Below are 18,332 nucleotides of genomic sequence, written 5' to 3'. Positions count from 1 at the left end.
ACAGTTTATTATCTCCCTTCAGGTAACGGAGGCATGGAGAAGCTCCGCGAGTCGCTACACGAGGCCCCGATTATCGACAAGGATGGATACTCCTACCTAGTCCACCCGCTCAGCAACGGCGTCCCGATGCTAGAGCCGGAACTCCTCCGCGAGGTCGTCGTCGGCGTGACACGGGCGGCCGATCTCGACGTGGACAAGATCGTTGCACCGGAAGCGATGGGTATCCACATCGCGACCGCGCTCTCGCTCCAGACGGATATCCCGCTCGTGGTCATCCGCAAGCGCTCCTACGGGCTCGAAGACGAGGTCCCGCTGCACAAGACCACCGGCTACTCCGAGTCGGAGATGTTCATCAACGACATCGAGGCGGGCGACGACCTGCTCATCGTCGACGACCTGCTCTCGACCGGCGGGACGATGGCTTCCATCTGCGAGGCGCTCGACGACATCGGGGCGAACATCTCGGACATCGTCGTCGTCTTCCGCAAACAGGGCGAGTCGGCCCTTGACAACACCGACTACGAGGTGACCAGTCTGCTCGATATCTCGGTCGACCAAGACGGCGTGACCATCCACGACTGAGTCGGCAGTTCGGACCGGCTTATTCTCGCTCGACAGCGGCAGCAATGTGCTCTCTGGCTTCCGCGGGCGTCATCCCGCGGACGCCACACGCACAGGAGAGCAGTTCGGGGTCGGTCAGGTCGTCGACCTCCTCCGCACTTGCCCGTTCGAGCGCGTCGTCCTCGGCGTCGTAGTCGAAGGTCACTCGATACGTGACCTGTGCCACACCCTCTATCTGATGGGACTCGTCGGGGTCCGGGTTCGAGATGGCCTCGGCGTGTTCTTCTTGCATCGCGGACTTCCACTGTTCGAGGTTCGCCTCGGGATCAGAATCGTCGGGCATACGCTGGCTGTCGGCGGCGGGACTGAAAAAGCGAGTGTTGCCAAGCCACCCCAACGCGGGTCTCGGAACGCTTTTTTGCCGGCCGTCGTCAGTTTCGCTGTGGTCGACTTCCGATTCGTCTCCGGCCGATCTCGATTCCTGCTGGCCGCCGCGACTGTCGTCGCGACCGTTGCGACGGCCGGCAGCCTCTATCTCTCGCTGGGTCTCGGACTCACGCCCTGCCGGCTCTGCTGGTATCAGCGCATCCTCATGTATCCGCTGGTGGTCGTTCTCGGCGTTGCCGCCGTTGAAGGCCGCCCCGGCGTCGTCCGGACGGCGCTCCCACTTTCGGTGCCGGGAGCCGCTATCGCCGCGTATCACTCCTGGCTGCAGGTGAGCCAGACGACCTGCGGCCTCGGAGCGGTCAGTTGTGCACAGATACAGTATCGGGTGCTTGGACTGACTGTGCCGAACCTCTCACTGACGGCGTTTCTCCTGGTGACCGGGCTGATTGTCACGGCGTCCGTGAAGCGGCCGTAGAGTACCGGACAGTCTTCGCCGGGACCGCGTCGCTTTTTCCGCTAGCCCGTCGTGGCCCCGATATGGAATACACCAGACTCGGTTCGACCGGGACGACAGTGTCACAGCTGTGTTTCGGCACGTGGCGCTTCGGCCGGGAGACCGGCGGCGTCGTCGAAACCGACCGCGAGGAAGCCCACGACCTGCTCGACGCGGCGTGGGAACGGGGCATCAACTTCATCGACACCGCCAACGTCTACGGCAACCCAAACGGCACTAGCGAAGAGTACATCGGCGAGTGGCTGGAGGACTACGACCGCGAGGACTTCGTCATCGCCTCGAAGGTGTACTTCCCCTTCGACGGCCGCGGCGAACCCGGCCCCAACGATTCGGGCCTGGGCCGCAAACACATCCGCGCACAGATCGAGGGGACGCTGGACCGCCTCGACACGGACTATCTTGACCTCTACTACATCCACCGCTGGGACGAGCACAGCGACATCGAGGAGACGCTGTCGACGCTCGACGACCTCGTCCGTGCGGGCAAGGTCCATCACCTCGGCGCGTCGACGATGGCCGCCTGGCAGCTAACGAAGGCCCTCTGGAAAAGCGACGTCGAGGATTACGAGCGCTTCGAGGTGACACAACCGTTGTTCCACGCCGGCTACCGCGACGACGTGAAAGACTACCTCGACGTCTGTGCCGACCAAGACATCGCTGTCTGTCCGTACTCGCCGCTGGCCGGCGGCTTCCTCACGGGCAAGTACGAGCGCACGGACGACGACGACCCGACGGCCTTCGAGGGGCCGGAAGGCGCTCGCGGCTCGCTGTCCGACCGCTTCGAGGACTTCTACCTCTCCGAGCGTGGCTGGCACGTGCTCGACGAACTCCGTGCTGTTGCGGACGAACTCGACGCCACGCCCGCGCAGGTCGCGCTCCGCTGGCTCATCGAACAGCCCGACATCACCTGCGTCCCTATCGTCGGCGCCCGCACCGTCGACCAGCTCGACGAGAACGTCGGGGCGGCCGACATCTCGCTGTCCGACGACCAGTTCAACCGCATCGTGAGTGCGCGGTACGGCGACGACGGGGAGCGGTGGGGTCACAGGGAGTGACGGAGACACGAGCGGACAGGGCCCGTTATAGTCAGGGGCTCACTTCTCGCCCGCAGAAGAGTTCTATCTAACCACGGTGTGGAAACTCCCGACAGACTGCTGCTGGATGTCTCACGCTGATTTGCTGGCCCTGTCACCCGAAGCGGTGGCTGTCTCGGGGGCGATCTCCCCGAGCAGCCAGACTGCGCCGCCAGCGGCGAGAAACAGGCCGCCAAGCGCTGCAACTGCTGTGGTCGCCGTGGTTGTATCTGCCACCATTCCGGCAGCAAGTGCCAGTGGTGCTCGGAGACCCATATACGACATCGATACCGCAGAAAGCAACGTTGCTCGCCCAGCCATCTCGACATGATCGCTAATATACCCATTGGCAATCGGCTGGACCAGCGGCTTTGCGGTTCGCATCGTCGCGAAGGCCGGGAGAGCCACGAGCGCAATCCACAGCGGGACCACGAGCACGACAGCCGTCAGGGCTGGCACGACGATTACGGCTTTGCGGACGCCGAGCCGTTCCTCAATTGCGCCGGCGTAGTAGCCGCCAGCCGATGAGACGGCTGTCATGGCGGCGTACAGCACGCCCAGGCCAAGCGCAAGCGCCGCGCCGGCCTCACCTGCTCGTGCCGCCGTAATCGCTCCTCCAGCAGGAACCTGAACGCCGATACCGGCAGCGTACGGACCCAACGTCTCGACGACCATGGGCTGGACGTAGGAGTGAGCAACGCCCAAGACAGAATAGAACAGTCCGATGTACAGGACCAGCGCTCGGAGCGGCGGGCGAGCCAGAGCTGTACGGATGACAGAGATCGTTTCCAGTGGCTCGAGACGGTCGCCGGAGCAGCTGTCGCCACCCCGGTCAGTGTACTGGCGATTCTTCGGCAGTGAGAGCAGCGCAAGGGAGCCGAGGCTGTTGAAAACGACCGTAGCGATAAACGGATAAGTTGGGTGCAGCCCGTACAGCAGGCCACCGATAACCATCGATACTGCCGCGGTCCAGTTCTGTACTGCGTCACCCCGGCCACGAACGTGGCTGAACTGCCCGCTATCGAGTCGTTCAGAGAGGATGTCGTACAGCCACGCATCCATACTGCCTGAGCGAAATGTCAGTGCCAGCGCCCATAAGAGATAGAGCAGACAATACCAGAAGAACCCCGAAGCGAAAATGAAGCCTGTCAGAGAAAGAACGGTGAAAAACACGCTGAGGAGGAGACTTGCTCGCCGCCCCAGCCTGTCACCGACGTAGCCTGTTGGTATCTCGCCAACGGCTGAGAACGCTGAGTAGGTCGCTGAGAGGGCACCGACCTGTGTGAAGGTCAGCGTTCGCAGGAGAAACAGGGTGAAAACAGGTGTTATGAATCCGACAGCAATCGTGGCACGGTACAGGTAGTACCGGCGCACTAATCCACTGTCGGATACCGGTCCGAGCATACGGAACGTGTCACTATCAGGTAACTAAACGTCTTCCTGAAACGTACTTCAGTTCGGTCTCTGATACGAGAGAGTCTACGCCAGCACACAGCAGTAGTACTGACAGCGTACAATATGGTATCAGACCGTTTCCGATGGGTCGACAACGTCACCGGAGGCCGGATACACGCCGACCTGGTCGCAGTGGCCCGCGAGCGGACAGGCGTCGGGGTCGTCCAGACAGGCCGGCTTTCTGGCCGAGCAGTACTCGCGGCCGAACTGAATCATCGCGGTGTGGCCGAAGCCGCACTTCGCTGCGGGCACGTCGCGTTCCAGATACTCACGGACGGTCTCGTGGTCGGCCTCTGCCGGGGCCAGCCCCATCCGGCGGGTGATGCGATGGACGTGCGTGTCCACGGGAAACACGCCGCCACGGCCGCCTGCGAACAGCAGGACGCAGTCGGCGGTCTTCGGGCCGACGCCGTTCATGTCGAGTAGCGTCGACCGAACCTCATCGGGGTCGCCCTCCCTGACGAACTCGTCGAAGCCATCCTCGCCGCCGTACTCCTCGCAGATACGCTGTGCCAGTGTGATAATGCGCTTGGATTTCTGGTTGTACAGCCCGGCCGAGGAGATGGTCTCGGCGAGTTCAGGCTGGTCGGCGTCGGCCAGCGCGCGGGCGAGATCTGCATCGGTGTCGCCACCGCTCGCAGGCCCGCCGTCGCTCCCGTACCGCGCCATCAGTTCGTCGTGGGCCGGCTGGCTCACCTTGTCAGTGGTGTTCTGACTGAGAACCGTCCGGACGAGACACTCGAAGGCGTCCCGGCCGCCGTAGGTCTTCGTCCAGTACAGTTCACCGAGACGGTCGACGATAGTTTCAGCTCGCGTTCCTGCCGTTTCCGGGTCGAACGGTGCCGACTGACCACCGCCAGCGGTCCCGCCGCTGATGTTCTCCGCTGGTTCCTCGTCGCGCATACCCGGTGCTAGGGCTGGTGGAACCAAAATGTCTGTCCGAGAAGATGACACCAGTGCGGACGCAGCGCCTACCGGCGGCTACCGAGAATCAGTGGTTCCAGCGTGGTCCACGGCGAAGGACCTGAAATGGGGCGTCCTTGGGGCGAGACGCCCACGGGACAGACACGAAAAGCTCGTGGCGTGCGGCGACGGGCTATGCCCACGGTGGTCGTCGCCGCGAAAGATGGTCGAGACTGACAGGTCAGTGCCCGGTCACGTCCTGGCTCTCACCTCCTGTCGGGCGGCGTTTGCGCGGACGACAGGGACGGCAGTACCCGACTCGCTACGGCGACAGATATCCCGCCTCGATGTGGCCTGTTCGTCCGGCATACAATTGTTTAGGCTACCCTAAAACACAAAAAGGCATCGGTTTCTAGGCAGGCCAAAAAAATAGATTGCCAGTTATTCCTCGACGATGACGGTGCCAGCCATCCCCGCGGCCTCGTGTGGCACACAGAAGTATCCGTGCTCGCCGGCCGTTTCGAACGTGTGAACGTAGCTCTGGCCGGACTGAACAGCCCCCTCCCCGTTCTCCCAGCCCTCGCGTGCGGCCGACTCGCTTTCGAACCCGCCGGAGGCCCAGTAGGTCGCGTCTTCCGGGAGTTCCTCTTCGTATGCGACGACGTTGTGTGCCTCGCCGCCGACGTGTTTCCAGGCGACCGTGTCGCCGACGCTAACGGTGAGTTCCTCCGGGTTGAACGCCACTGTCTCCATATCGACGACGTGGTCGGCGTCGTCGGGGACGCCCTCAACAACGTTCGGGCCGCCGGACAGTGATGACTCGGTTTCCTCGGACTCCTCGCCGCCGTGGCCGCCGGAGCCGCTCGGGGCGCTGTCGACAGCCCCGACGACGGCGAACTGCGCGGTTCGCGTCGCGTCCGCGAGCACCGCCGGATCTGCGTCTCCGCCCGTGAGTCCCTGCGAGTAGTCGGTCAGCGCGGCCTCGAAGTTCTCGTAGGCGTCGTGGTCCGCGTCCTCCAGCATCTCGTGGACCCGCGCCTCCTCGAACGTCGCGAAGACATCCTGGATGATGGCCGCTGCGGCCTCCCCGTTGCCGCCGGCGCTTCCGGCGATGGCGTACGCCGCCGCGACGGCCTCGTCGTTGAACGCCGTCGCCGCGGCGGTGACATCCCCACCGTCCTCGGCCGCAGTGCGAACGTCCGTGAGCGTCGCTTCGAAGCTTTCGTAGATTTCCTCGTCGGCTTCCTCCAGCGCCTCGTGGAAGCCCGCCGCACCGCGCTCGAAGTGGGCGAAGGTGTCCTGAATGACAGTCGCCGCGCGGTCAGTCTCTGACAGCGCCGCGAGTCCCGCCGCGTCGAAGGCCCGACCGATCATGTAGTCCGTCTCCGCCCCGCTGGCGACAGGTGTCGACAGGGCCGCTTCGAAGTCGATCAAGGCCTGCTGGACCCCGTCGTGGTGGGTCGCCACGGCCTCACTGTCGTCGTCCTCGTAGGCCGACTGCAGCGACGTGAGGTGCTCCTCCTCGAAGCGATGGTAGAGGTCTTCGCTCTCGTGTTCCATCGTCTCGTGGAAGCCGAGTTCATCCCTCTCGAAGCGGGCGAACACGTCCGAGACGATAGTCGCCGCGCTGTCAGCGTCGCCGAGGCGATACAGTTCGCGGGCGTCCGCGATGCGGGCGCGGAAGAATCCGGATTCGAGTGCCGCCCGCGTGTCCTCGCCGCCGACCAGCGCTTCGATACCGGTCACGAGGTTCGTATCGACCGTTTCGGTGGCGCTGTCGATACCGTCAGCATTGCCGTTCTCGATGGCACTGGAGAGGTCCTCCAGCCCGCCCTCGAAGGTCTCGTATGCCTCGTCGTCGGCCTCCTCCAGCGCGTCGTGTGCGTCCGCCCCTTCGAAGTGGGCGAAGACGTTCTCGACGGCCGTCGACGCCGCATCCGCCGCGTCGTTTGCCGCAAGCCAATCAGCGTCGGCGACACGGGCGCGATAGCTGTTCAGCGTGACCGTGTGGGCGTATGCGTGTCCGGGACCGCCGGCGGAGGCGAGCGCGTCTGCGTCCCAGCCGCGGGCCTGCATCGTTGCGAGGTGGCCCGCGCCGGCGACTGCCTCCTGCTGGACCAGCGCATACGCGCCCGAAACGGTCGCATCGAGCGCGGCACGGGCCTGTTCGGTGACGCCGCTCGCGTCCTCGTTGCCCGCGGCGGAGCCGATACCGGCCAGTGCGTTCTCGAAGGCTTCGTACGACTCCGCGTCCGCATCCTCGATCTGGCTGTACACCAGCGCGTCCTCGAACGCGGTCATCGTCTCCTCCGCGATAGTGGCGGCCCCCTCGAAAGCGCCCAGCGTCCCGGCCACGGCGGCATTGCTCGCCCGACTCCCCAGCACGAGCAGGTCCAGCACTCTGGTGGCCTGCTGTCCGGCAGCGGCCTGCTGGGCCGTCTGTAGATGGCCCGACGCCTCGTCTGCGGCCGAAGCGGCTCCGGACACGTCGCCCTCGGACAGCGACGACTGGACTGTGCCGAGCGCATCCTCGAACCCCTCGTATGCTGACTCGGACGTCGATTCGAGCTGTTCGTGCGCACCGTACTCGCCGGACGCGCCCTCGAAGCGAGCAAAGATGTTCTGTGCGACGGTCGCCCCGGCACCGGGTGCACCGGCCCGGCCCAGCGCGACGGCATCGTACAGCCGTGCTCGGTAGGCGTTCCACTCTGTCGCGACAGCGGTCATCGGCCCGACCGAAGCGCCGCTTTCGCCGCTGTCGTCTGTGCCTGCAGTTGCGTCCTGTTCTGTCGTTTCGGTGTCTGCTGATGCTGTGTTCGATTCTGACGACCCCTGGCTGGGACACCCGGCAAGCAGTCCCGTCGCAGCGATCCCCACTGTCTTCAGCAAGTCACGTCTCTGTGGCATACAACTGATTAGGGCGACCTAAAAGACTTAAGCCCACCGATGTTTTGGTGCCCCTAAACCACTGGACGGTAACGCGGTATCACAGCGATAGGTCCACGATGTCCCCGGTACTGACACCGAACGCTTCGTCCCCACGGCCGCGGTTGACGGCGAGTTCGACGTTCCCGTGGCTCCCGACAGTGACGAGTCGTTGTCCCCGGTCGACGGCAGCGTAGGCTCGGCCGACCGAAGCCTCGACACCGCCAACGCTGACCGCCTCGCCGAACCGGTCGGCAAGCACGTCGCCGGGAATGTTCGTCACGGCGTTCCCGAAGTCATCAACGACGAGCACCTCGCCGGACGCTCTGTCGCCCTCGACTGTGGCCGCCGGGAACCGGAGGTCGGCATAGTCGTCGGTCGGATCGATTTCGGGCCGCGTTTCGATGTCCGCGACGCCGGTGTCGTGGACCGCTGCGGCGGCGGGCGCGAACACGTCCCGCCCGTGGAAGGTCGTACTTGCGGGGTCGTCGTACGCCCAGGTGAACACCTCGAAGGCGTCCGCCCCGTCGCTCTCGGTTTCGGCCAGTTCCCGGGCGACCGGCAGCAGGACGCCGTTGTCCGGACCCACGAGCGCGTGTTCGCCCGCCCGGACCACAAGCGCGTCCCGGTCGGTCCCGACGCCCGGGTCGACAACGACGCAGTGGACTGCCGGCGGGAAGTACGGGAGCGTTTGCGTGAGCCAGAAGGCCGCCGCTCGCACGTCCTGGCGCGGGAAGTCGTGGGCGATGTCCTCGATGCGGGCGTCTGTCGCCCGGCAGATGACCCCTTTCATTGCTGCGGGATACGGTGAGCCGAAGTCGGAACTCAGCGTAATCATCAGTCGTCAAGGTCTTCGATGGACTTCTCGACCGACTCGTCGGCGGCTGTGTACCGTTCGAGCGAGTCGCTGTCGGAGACATGCTGGAGCCGCTTGATACCGTGGATCTCTTCGATGACCTCCACGACAGACGACGGGACGCGGTCGCGCCAAGACTCGTCGTCGATCATCCGCTGGCGGATCTCGCTGCCTTCTAGTCGGTCGCGGTCGAACATCGGCGACTGGCGGACTTCGATGCCGGCCTCCTCGAACAGGCGGACGACGAGCGGGTTGTTCGAGTAGGCCACGTCGAAATCCGGACACATACTCTCGACGTGACTCACCCAGACGGCGTTGCGGTTGATGTCCTCAAGGGGTACGACGTAGGTCGTCAGGTCGTACTCCGCGACGGCTTTCGTGATCATCATGATCCGCTCACCGGCGGTAAAGGGGTCATGTGTGGTGTGTGAATCGTCGGCGCTTCCGATGCCCAGCACGAGCTCATCGACTTCCTCGGCGATGCGCTCGACCATCGAGTGATGGCCGTTGTGGTAGGGCTGGAAGCGGCCGATGTAGAACCCACGCATATTCCCCAGTGGGTGTGGTGGTTTGATAAACCCGACGACGCGGTACTGCCGGTATATATCCCCGCCTAATTCGGCCGCTGTACTGCGGTTTTCGGGATGTTGCAACAACCGACACGGGGAGAAAGTATATCAGTCGACAGGCCTTCCATGAGTATGTTAGCAACGTTTGTATGAGCGACAACACCGACACCGACGCGACTCCCGACCCCGACCGGGAGGCATCCGACGCTGGGGAGGAAGAGGCGTCGACCAACGGGGCCAAACAGGACCCCGACGAACCTGCCTCTGAGCCCTCGGCCGACGAGCCATCCGACCCGCCTGAGGACCGATGGGGCGGCGAGGGAGAAACGTCCGAAACGACACTCGGAAGCGATGTCCAAGTTGACGGCGAGTCCGAACTGGAGGGAGACGAGGAGAACCTCCTCGGCGGCCTCGAAATCGAATCGACCGCCGACATCGAGGTCCCGGACCGACTCGTCGACCAAGTCATCGGGCAGGACCACGCCCGTGACGTGATCAAGAAGGCGGCCAAACAGCGCCGCCACGTGATGATGATCGGCTCCCCCGGAACGGGGAAGTCGATGCTGGCGAAGGCGATGTCCCAGTTGCTCCCACGAGAGGAACTGCAAGACGTTCTCGTCTACCACAATCCCGACGACGGCAATGAACCGAAAGTACGCACTGTCCCCGGCGGCAAAGGGGAACAGATTGTCGAGGCCCACAAGGAGGAGGCCCGCAAGCGCAACCAGATGCGGACCTTCCTCATGTGGATCATCATCGCCATCGTCATCGGCTACGCCCTGATCCTCGTCCAGCAAGTCCTGCTGGGGATTCTCGCGGCCGGTGTCATCTATCTCGCCTTCCGCTACGGCTCGCGTGGCAGCGACGCGATGATTCCGAACCTGCTGGTCAACAACGCCAACCAGAAGACCGCGCCGTTCGAGGACGCCACGGGCGCCCACGCCGGTGCGCTGCTGGGCGACGTTCGCCACGACCCGTTCCAGTCCGGTGGGATGGAGACGCCGAGCCACGACCGCGTCGAGCCCGGCGCCATCCATCAGGCCAACAAGGGCGTGCTGTTCGTCGACGAGATCAACACGCTCGACATCCGCAGCCAGCAGAAGCTGATGACGGCCATCCAGGAGGGCGAGTTCTCCATTACGGGCCAGTCCGAGCGCTCCTCGGGCGCGATGGTCCAGACCGAGCCCGTCCCCTGTGACTTCATCATGATCGCGGCGGGGAACCTCGACGCGATGGAGAACATGCACCCTGCGCTGCGCTCCCGTATCAAGGGGTACGGGTACGAGGTGTACATGGACGACACCATCGAGGACGACCCCGAGATGCGACGCAAGTACGCACGCTTCGTCGCGCAGGAGGTCGAAAACGACGGTCGACTCCCGCACTTCACTGAGGAGGCTGTTCAGGAGGTCATCCTTGAGGCCCGGCGTCGCGCCGGCCGCAAAGGCCACCTCAGCCTGAAGTTCCGTGACCTCGGTGGGCTGGTCCGCGTCGCCGGCGACATCGCCCGCGCCGAGGACCGCGAGCGCACTGAGCGAGCGGACGTGCTGCAGGCCAAACGCCGCTCCCGGTCCATCGAGCAACAGCTTGCGGACAACTACATCGAGCGCCGCAAAGACTACGAGCTCACCGTCAACCAGGGCGACGTTGTCGGGCGCGTCAACGGGCTCGCCGTCATGGGTGAGGACAGCGGTATCGTTCTCCCCGTCATGGCCGAGGTCAGCCCGTCACAGGGTCCTGGCCAGGTCATCGCCACCGGACAGCTCAAGGAAATGGCCGAAGAGGCCGTCCAGAACGTCTCGGCGATCATCAAGAAGTTCTCCGACGAGGACATCTCCGAGAAGGACGTCCACATCCAGTTCGTCCAGGCCGGTGAAGGCGGCGTCGACGGCGACTCCGCCTCCATCACCGTCGCCACCGCGGTTATCTCCGCGATAGAGGACGTGCCGATCAAGCAGAACCTCGCCATGACCGGTTCGCTGTCGGTCCGAGGTGACGTGCTCCCGGTCGGCGGCGTCACGCACAAGATCGAGGCGGCCGCAAAGTCCGGCCTCGATACGGTCATCATCCCCGAAGCGAACACGCAGGACGTGATGATCGAAGACGAGTACGAGGACATGATCGAGATCATCCCCGTCTCGCACATCTCCGAGGTCCTCGAAGTCGCCCTCGCCGGCGAAGCGGAAAAAGACTCGCTGGTCGACCGCCTCAAGTCCATCACGGGCAAGGCACTCGACCACGAGGTCGGCCGGCAGGGTGGCAGTCCAAGTCCCCAATAAATGCCCGAGTGGGCCGCGTTCGTCGGCCTAACGGGGTTTCTTTTAACCGCGCTTCTCGGTCTCGCACGACTCTCACAGGGAGCTGTACGGCCCGACGGCGGTGTGTCGTCCACAGTCGACGGCGTCTCGATACCCGAGGGAGACCCGACCATCCCGCGTTTCGAGACCCAGCGGGCAGCGGCCCAGCGGCGGCAGATGCGCGACACGCTCGCGCCGAGTGACCTCTCGACCGGAGCGTTGCTTGCCAACGTCGCGTTCACGCAGGGGCTGTTCGGTGTCCTGCTCGTCGCCGGCGCGTTCTACTTCGAAATCCCGGCTGGTGCGTTCGGCATTGCGAATGATGCACTCTCAACGGGACTTCCAGCGCTAGCTGTCGGTATCGGCGCGGGGGTCGGGTTCTGGCTGGGCAACGAACTCGCCGCCGCTGTGGCCGACGGCTTCGGCGTCACCTTCGACGAGTCGTTGCGGGAACTGCTCGCCCCGGACTCGGCCGGCGGTTGGGTCGTCCTGCTTGGCGGTGTTCTGCCGGTTATTGCAATCGTAGAGGAACTCCTGTTCCGGGCGGGGGCTATCGGTGTCCCCGTAGCCGGGCTCAACGCGCCGGCGTGGGCGATGGCCATCATCGCCTCTGTTGCCTTTGCGCTGGGCCACGGCGCACAGGGCCGAGTGGGAATTATCGTCACCGGCACGCTGGGACTTGCGCTCGCGGGCCTGTTCATTGCGACAAACAGCCTGCTGGCCGTCGTCGTCGCCCACTACCTCGTCAACGCCCTCGAACTGATTGTCCACGAGGGGCTGGGTGTCGACCGGCTCTGGGCCTAGAGGCCCTCGATAGCGCGGAGTTTCTGCTCGACGGGCGGGGGCGCGGCACTCGGTCCGTCGCGAACCCGGTGGTCCGGAATCAGCAGCGGCACAGGGTTCGCGGCCAGCGCCTCCCGGACCTGCGCTATGTCGTCCTCGTCGTCATCGTCTAGGTCGGGCGTCATCCGCGCGACCTGTGTAACGGACGCGTCCTCGCCGTAGGGAATCTCTCGGACGGCTTCTAGCACTGTGCGCTGGTCCGTCGGGACCGTGAGACCGACAGTGATGTCCGTGAAATCGTCCTCGACTCCCTGAAGATAGTCGTCGATACGGTCGAGCAGGGCGTGGTCATCGCCGGCGTCGGCCGCTGGCTGTGACGGGAACGACAGCGAGATGATCCGGTCGCCGGCCTCACCGAGCTGGACGTATCGGTCGAGATACGACGACTCACGCGCGTAGATTCCTGCATCCCCGGTCGGTGCGTCCATACTGTCGTTGTCGGCCGGTCGCCCCTTCAACATTCGGCCTCGATATGCGTCAGTCCTGGAACGAGAGCACGGTCGGGTAGTCGGAGATGACTCCGTCGACGCCGGCCCGGACAAGTTCGCGGGCCTGATACCACGTACTGACCGTCCAGACGTTCAGTTCCCGGCCTTCGTCAGCGGCGATTTCGGCGAGGTTGACGTCGCTCAGGTCGGAGTCGATGTAGCCGCTGTCGTTGAAGAAGGGCGTTCCCTGAACCATGTTCCGTGGGACGTTCATCGCCTCGCAGTCGTAGCGGCGGGTGATCTCCAGTCCCGCCTCGATGTCGTCCCAGAAGAGACAGGCAATGGGAATCGAGTCGTCGTGGTCCCGGGCAGTCGCGAGCGCGGCCTCGTAGAACGACGAGACGAGAATGTCGTTGTCGTACTCGCTGACGAGGTCGAGCGCGCGCTCGGTGTATGGTCGCCACAGCTCTCGTTGCGTTGACAGCGTCTTATCCGGCACCGACTCGGCGAATCGGAGGTCCTGACTGCCGGGGTTTTTGAACTCCAGATTGACGGTGACGCTCGGCGGAATCGAGTCCATGACCGTTTCGAGCGTCGGAACCGTCTCCTCGGTCCCGAGGACGGTCGCGCTCGTCACGGTTTCGGTGTCGGTCTCGAAGATCAGTCCCTCAGTGTCAGTCAGGCCGCGTTCGCCGCCGTCGCGTTCGGCTAGCCCGTTGTCGTGAAAGGTGACCAGCGTGCCGTCGGCCGTTGGCACGATATCGACCTCAATCATGTCGGCGCGCCGGTGGATTGTCTGTGACCCCGGGCCGCCGAACGAGGCCGCCTCGACGGCCAGTTCCGTGTTCTCCGGGTACGCGCCAGCGAACCCGCGATGGGCGATGAGAGTTGTGTCGTCGGTCATCGTTTCGTGCTCGCTGTCGTCTGTGTCATTGTTGGTCGTTTCGCTGCCGTCCGATTCCTGCAGTGTACTCCCCACGAGCCCCGCACCTGCCAGTGCCGCCGCTGAGCCTGCAACAAATGTCCGCCGGCCGAGATACTGTGACATGATAGATACGGCTGGCAACCGGTCGTGAAAGACCGTTTATATGAGGGATATATGTCTCTCAGTAGACGTGACCCACAACCGCCGGGTCTGTAGCCGTCTACGTCGAACGGGTCACGCGTCCGTACTGTGGCGCTCACGGGCCGCGGCCACGACCAGTGGGAGAGTAATCGTCGCATCGGCATACACCGAGACATTCCGGGCGTCCTTTTCAAGTTTCCCCCACGAGCGGGCCTCATCGAGCGTCGCACCGGAGAGGCCGCCGGTGTTCGACGGGTCCATCGTCAACTGAACGGCATAGTCGTAGGCGTCGGGCGAGACCAGCATCGTCTGGAGGACGTAGTTCTTCGGGACACCGCCGCCGACGACCATCGCGCCGGCGCTGTCGGCCTCGTAGGCGATGTCCGTAATCGAGGTCATATCGGCGAGCGCGTCCACGGTGAACTCGCTGGTCTGGGAGTACATCCACGCCTGCAGGCCCAGCACCGAGTCCTGGAATGCCGGACAGTACACCGGTACGTCGTTTTCGTAGGCCGCCGCCAGCACGCCGGCGTCTTCGGGCACGTCCTCGCGCTCGTTGACCGCGCTGTTGGCGCGGCCGAGTTCCTCGGTCATGCGCTGGATCGAGACCGCGCCCTCCTCTTCCAGCGTCGAGAACACCTCGTCGCGGAGGTGGTTCTCGAACAGGGCGAAATGCTCCTGGGGCAGGTAGACGTTGTAGATGCGGTCGACGCCCTCGTCACGGAGCGTCTCGTCGTGTTCGCGCTCCGTTTGCCCCTCGGGCGTGACCTCGCCGTGGTGGTGCTTACCACCGATGGCCTCGATGCTGTCGTGGGTGCAGTTCGCGCCTGTCGTCACGAGTACGTCGATGTGGCCGTCGCGGATGAGTTCGCTGACGATGGCCCGCATCCCGGTCGGGACCATCGCGCCGGCCAGCCCAAAGAAGGTCGTCACGTCGTCGTCGAGCATCTCGCTGTAGATGTCGACGGCCTCGTGGATATCGCTCGCGCCGATGCCGGCCTCGCCGTAGCTGTCAGCCAGTTCGCCGACCGTCATTCCGGCCCGGGCTTCCGCGTGGCCGATGGGGTCGTGATGGAACGTCTCTCGCTCGTCGGTGTGGTCGCTCATTGCTGTGCAGTCGAGCGCGGGTGGGTTTCAACGTCGTGGTTCGCCGTGACGGTTACAGGCTATGTGTCGTCATGTCATCACACACTGTCACTGAAACGGAGGGCTTAGACGCCCCTGCGTTGGACTGGGAGCTATGGATACTGCTGCGTTCAGGCGCGGCGTTCGCGATGTTGCGCCGCTACTGCTGGGAATTATTCCGTTTGGCCTCGTTGCCGGCATCGCTACCGTCAATGCCGGACTGGGGCTACCGACCGCAGTCGGTCTCTCGGTGGTCGTCTTCGCCGGCGCATCACAGCTCGCAGCGCTGGAGCTGCTCGGACAGAACGCACCACTGACAGTTGTCGTCGCGACAGCCGTCGTCATCAACCTCCGACTGCTGATGTACTCGGCATCGATCGCGCCGTACTTTCGGGAGTTCACCGGCCGGTGGAAAGCGGTGCTCGCTTACGTGTTGACCGACCAAGCGTACGCGCTCTCTGTCGCTAGTTACCGGTCGGACCGTGAGACGGACCGGAAGTGGTACTACCTCGGTGTCGCCCTGACGCTCTGGGGAGTCTGGCAGGTCACAACAATCGCCGGGGCGCTGCTCGGCACTGGCGTCCCCGACGCCTGGGGCCTCGAATTCGCGATCCCGCTTGTCTTCCTCGCGATTCTGGTGCCGGCAATCGAAGACGCGGCGACCGGCGTCGCCGCTGTCGTCGGTGGCACCGTTGCCGTCGTCGGCGCTGGTCTCCCGCTCAATCTCGGGTTGCTCGTCGCGGCCGGTGTCGGTATCACTGCTGGCGTTCTCACGGAGTCCGCCACGGGAGGGACCGATGGCGACTAATTACGGCCCAGTTGAGATAGCCGGCGTCATCGCCGTCATCGGCGTGTTAACGTACGCCTGTCGCCTCTCCTTTATCGCGCTGTTCGGTCGGCTCGACGAGATTCCGCCGGTCGTCGAACAGGTGTTGCGGTTCGTCCCCGCTGCCGTCCTCGCCGCGCTTGTCCTCCCGTCGTTCGTGACCCTCGACGCCAGTGGTTTCGCCGCAGACAAGTTCATCGCCGGCGCGCTCGCGGCAGGCGTCGCCTGGAAGACCGAGGACGTGTTCGCCACGATGGTGACTGGGATGGGCGTCCTCTGGGTGGTCCGGTTTCTGCTCCCGGTCGGCGTTTGACCGAGCGGTCGGCGCAACGACGGTGAAGAGGGGCCCCGCCTGGCCCCGCACGTCAGATTCGCAGGTGTGCCGGCGGGTCGACGGCTTCTAACTGTTCTAGCAGCCCGAGCCGGTTCTCTTCGACCCACACCTCCGCGATCTCGCCGTCTTCGAGCCGGTACATCGCCATCCCGGTCCACTCGGCTTCGTGTCCGGTCGGCTCGACGTCAAGGAACTCCCCTTTGTGGGTCCCCATCGCGGAGTAGCGAACAGCGACTGTATCCCCCTCTGCGACTATCGCGTTTGTCGTGCCGGCGTAGTCCGGGAACCGCTCGAAGTGCGACTCCAGAAACTCGATGACTTCCTCGGGGCCGTGTAATGTTTCGTGAATACCATGCTCAACCACGTCGTCGGCGAGCAACTCGTCCAGCGTCTCCAAGTCTCGCTCGTTGAACGCGTGCAGGTACTGCCTGACAGTGTCCGCGTTCGAGGTTTCGGTTGTTGACATCGTCGTTCCTCGCCTCCGGCGCTCCCGGCAGGAGTCTCTGCCATCGGGAGCGCTACCTGTACCATCGGCCCAGAGTTTGTTAGATGTTATCATGAATTTCGGAAGTGACCAGACGCAGCGGCGAGCGCCCCGCATTCACCGGTGTATGCAGTACTGCGCCGGGTGGAAGCGTCGACAGGGTCAGGTGACCTGGCTCTGGACGATGATACATCCAGCATACGATTGTATCGCCGGTTGCAGCAACTCCGGGGCTGGGCCTACGCGACGGCGAAGACACGCGTTCGCTCCGAAATCTCGTGGGCGAACTCCGCGCCGGCAGACCAGCTATCAATTATCGCTGAGCCGAGAGTCTCCGTGACGGTGTCGCCGGCCGGAACTGGAAATCGGATTGCGGCGTCCGCGTCGGCGGCGCTGGAGTGTTCGGCTACCCCGCGAAATACGCCGTCGCGGGAACCGTGGTTCTCGACAGTGAGCCTGAGCACGGTCCGGTCCGCTCGGTCAGATATCTCCGCACCTCGAAGCGCAAACTCCGGGGCCACAGAGATCCTCTCGGTAACGGTTTCAGGGAGTGACCACGTCGGCCGTTCGCCGCGTTGCAGCTGTACGGCCGCGTCATCCACGGCGTCGACTGGCACGGAAAGCGCGTAAATCCGGGTTTTGGTGTTGAGCCAGGTCTGTGCCGCAGAATTGACTATGTCGCCGTCGAGTCGGGCCGCAAACTGGATATCGAACTCGGGGTCGACATCCTCTGGGATCTCCCCGAGGAGTACAAGCAGCTGTGCGTCGGCTGGCTCGTACAGTTCGCGGTGGAGGTGGTGGTGGATGAGGGACCGCTGCAGGGTGACCGATTCGACGGTGACTGGCCCGAGGCCGTCAACGCTGGCCTCGTCACCGAGTTCGTACGCACTGTTTTCTGCTGGGGTGTCGGCCGCCGACTGGGCGGGTCCGCTGTCAGTGTCGGGTGTCGTTACACAGCCCGTCACGGGAAGTGTAGCACCGACTATCTGGAGGGCACGGCGGCGTTTCATACGCACATCCCCAGGGCTGTGAGTAAATGCCTTGTGTGCGCTCCAAGACAGCCCGAAGGACGATGTGAGTCCGGGGTGACGGCGCTATCACCGAGCTCCAGACTGCCGCTTCAGGCCAGTTCTAGCGACGCCCCACAGCAGTCAGACCGGTACTGCTCGCGCTGTTCGACGAGTTTGCAGTCCCGATAGCGACGAGCAACGAGCTCGCCACAGGCCCCGCAGGTGAGGACGTGCTTCGGCTCGGCGAAGGCCGGACAGTGGACAGCAGTGTCGAGCTGAGCGGCCCGCTCTCGGAACGCGGTCCCGTGGTCAGTCGTTCCATCGCGCTGGTACTGTTCGACGTGGACCAGTTCGTGCCGCAGCGTTGACTCCCACTCCGCTCGGTCGAAGGCCGAAAACGCGTCCCACGTCAGCGACACTGTGCAGGGAAGCGGGCGGCCGTCGCTCCCGTCGATACTGCCCCAGTCGTATCGCTCGCCGATGGTGGCGGCGTCCAGTTTCGGTCGCTTGACTGCTGCGGCTCGGCGCTTGGCGCGATGGGACACCGCCCAGTCGACGAGGTCGAACCGAACCGAGACGCCCCGCTCGCGGCGGACCTGTCGGCAGTATTGCTGCGACCAGTCGATGAGGGCCGCATCCGAGCGAATACCTTCGTACGAAACGCTATCGTCCATCG

General features: G+C 64.3%; 19 protein-coding genes. 7 read left to right on the top strand and 12 right to left on the bottom strand.

Annotated features, from left to right (window positions below; translation table 11 throughout):
• Positions 1–33: 33 nt before the first annotated feature.
• Positions 34–582 (top strand): hypoxanthine/guanine phosphoribosyltransferase, encoded by a 549-nt coding sequence (gene hpt / locus C437_RS01405; protein ID WP_004515100.1) that lies wholly within the window; start codon positions 34–36, stop codon positions 580–582.
• Positions 583–601: 19 nt separating this feature from the next.
• Here the strand turns inward: hpt and C437_RS01400 are convergent, their stop codons facing one another.
• Positions 602–904, bottom strand: coding sequence for a hypothetical protein (locus C437_RS01400; RefSeq protein ID WP_004515099.1), 303 nt, complete (start codon positions 902–904; stop codon positions 602–604).
• 99 nt (positions 905–1,003) lie between these two features.
• On the opposite strand from C437_RS01400, the gene C437_RS01395 reads away from it, so the two are divergent.
• A complete protein-coding gene (locus C437_RS01395) occupies positions 1,004–1,423 on the top strand; it encodes a disulfide bond formation protein B (protein ID WP_004515098.1) in 420 nt (139 codons plus the stop codon).
• Positions 1,424–1,485: 62 nt separating this feature from the next.
• Complete coding sequence (locus tag C437_RS01390) at positions 1,486–2,517, top strand: aldo/keto reductase (protein WP_004515097.1); 1,032 nt, start codon at positions 1,486–1,488, stop codon at positions 2,515–2,517.
• Between the two features lie 111 nt (positions 2,518–2,628).
• Here the strand turns inward: C437_RS01390 and C437_RS01385 are convergent, their stop codons facing one another.
• The 5 genes from C437_RS01385 to C437_RS01365 form a co-directional block, all read right to left on the bottom strand.
• Positions 2,629–3,939, bottom strand: a complete 1,311-nt coding sequence (locus tag C437_RS01385) for an MFS transporter (protein WP_049919551.1) — start codon at positions 3,937–3,939, stop codon at positions 2,629–2,631.
• A gap of 120 nt (positions 3,940–4,059) precedes the next feature.
• Complete coding sequence (locus C437_RS01380) at positions 4,060–4,893, bottom strand: endonuclease III domain-containing protein (protein ID WP_004515095.1); 834 nt, start codon at positions 4,891–4,893, stop codon at positions 4,060–4,062.
• A gap of 441 nt (positions 4,894–5,334) precedes the next feature.
• Entirely contained in the window at positions 5,335–7,800 is a 2,466-nt protein-coding gene (locus C437_RS01375) for a DUF5059 domain-containing protein (protein WP_049919550.1), read from the bottom strand.
• Positions 7,801–7,879: 79 nt separating this feature from the next.
• On the bottom strand, positions 7,880–8,656 hold the full coding sequence (locus C437_RS01370; protein WP_004515093.1) for an SAM hydrolase/SAM-dependent halogenase family protein: 777 nt from the start codon (positions 8,654–8,656) through the stop codon (positions 7,880–7,882).
• Positions 8,656–9,222 carry a nicotinamide-nucleotide adenylyltransferase gene (locus tag C437_RS01365; RefSeq protein ID WP_004515092.1) on the bottom strand — a complete coding sequence of 189 codons (567 nt, stop codon included), beginning with the start codon at positions 9,220–9,222 and terminating at the stop codon, positions 8,656–8,658. The genes C437_RS01370 and C437_RS01365 overlap by 1 nt, the downstream gene beginning before the upstream one ends.
• A gap of 170 nt (positions 9,223–9,392) precedes the next feature.
• Here C437_RS01365 and lonB point away from each other — a divergent pair, with 170 nt between their 5' ends.
• Both lonB and C437_RS01355 read left to right on the top strand, forming a co-directional pair.
• Complete coding sequence (lonB, locus tag C437_RS01360; protein WP_004515091.1) at positions 9,393–11,522, top strand: ATP-dependent protease LonB; 2,130 nt, start codon at positions 9,393–9,395, stop codon at positions 11,520–11,522.
• A complete protein-coding gene (locus C437_RS01355; protein ID WP_004515090.1) occupies positions 11,523–12,344 on the top strand; it encodes a CPBP family intramembrane glutamic endopeptidase in 822 nt (273 codons plus the stop codon). It begins immediately after the preceding gene.
• On the opposite strand, the gene C437_RS01350 is transcribed toward C437_RS01355, so the two are convergent.
• The 3 genes from C437_RS01350 to C437_RS01340 all read right to left on the bottom strand — a co-directional run bounded on the left by C437_RS01350 (position 12,341) and on the right by C437_RS01340 (position 14,984).
• Positions 12,341–12,844, bottom strand: coding sequence for an MGMT family protein (locus C437_RS01350; RefSeq protein WP_004515089.1), 504 nt, complete (start codon positions 12,842–12,844; stop codon positions 12,341–12,343). The two genes, C437_RS01355 and C437_RS01350, sit on opposite strands and share 4 nt — an antisense overlap.
• Positions 12,845–12,860: 16 nt before the next feature.
• Positions 12,861–13,859: a glycerophosphodiester phosphodiesterase gene (locus tag C437_RS01345; protein WP_004515088.1), complete on the bottom strand. Its 999-nt coding sequence runs from the start codon at positions 13,857–13,859 to the stop codon at positions 12,861–12,863.
• Between the two features lie 111 nt (positions 13,860–13,970).
• On the bottom strand, positions 13,971–14,984 hold the full coding sequence (locus tag C437_RS01340) for a deoxyhypusine synthase (protein ID WP_004515087.1): 1,014 nt from the start codon (positions 14,982–14,984) through the stop codon (positions 13,971–13,973).
• Positions 14,985–15,117: 133 nt separating this feature from the next.
• Here C437_RS01340 and C437_RS01335 point away from each other — a divergent pair, with 133 nt between their 5' ends.
• Positions 15,118–15,810 (top strand): AzlC family ABC transporter permease, encoded by a 693-nt coding sequence (locus C437_RS01335; protein ID WP_004515086.1) that lies wholly within the window; start codon positions 15,118–15,120, stop codon positions 15,808–15,810.
• Positions 15,800–16,141 carry an AzlD domain-containing protein gene (locus C437_RS01330; protein WP_004515085.1) on the top strand — a complete coding sequence of 114 codons (342 nt, stop codon included), beginning with the start codon at positions 15,800–15,802 and terminating at the stop codon, positions 16,139–16,141. The genes C437_RS01335 and C437_RS01330 overlap by 11 nt, the downstream gene beginning before the upstream one ends.
• A gap of 52 nt (positions 16,142–16,193) precedes the next feature.
• On the opposite strand, the gene C437_RS01325 is transcribed toward C437_RS01330, so the two are convergent.
• The 3 genes from C437_RS01325 to C437_RS01315 all read right to left on the bottom strand — a co-directional run bounded on the left by C437_RS01325 (position 16,194) and on the right by C437_RS01315 (position 18,330).
• Positions 16,194–16,628, bottom strand: coding sequence for an ester cyclase (locus tag C437_RS01325; RefSeq protein WP_004515084.1), 435 nt, complete (start codon positions 16,626–16,628; stop codon positions 16,194–16,196).
• 257 nt (positions 16,629–16,885) lie between these two features.
• Positions 16,886–17,656, bottom strand: a complete 771-nt coding sequence (locus C437_RS01320; protein ID WP_004515083.1) for a hypothetical protein — start codon at positions 17,654–17,656, stop codon at positions 16,886–16,888.
• Positions 17,657–17,766: 110 nt separating this feature from the next.
• Positions 17,767–18,330: a hypothetical protein gene (locus C437_RS01315; protein ID WP_004515082.1), complete on the bottom strand. Its 564-nt coding sequence runs from the start codon at positions 18,328–18,330 to the stop codon at positions 17,767–17,769.
• Positions 18,331–18,332 lie beyond the last annotated feature (2 nt).

It is taken from the genome of Haloarcula vallismortis ATCC 29715, from assembly GCF_000337775.1.
In the GTDB taxonomy this organism is placed as follows: domain Archaea; phylum Halobacteriota; class Halobacteria; order Halobacteriales; family Haloarculaceae; genus Haloarcula; species Haloarcula vallismortis.
The sequence above is the reverse complement of the archived record's forward strand: the minus strand, read 5'-3'. Positions and strand labels throughout refer to the sequence as shown.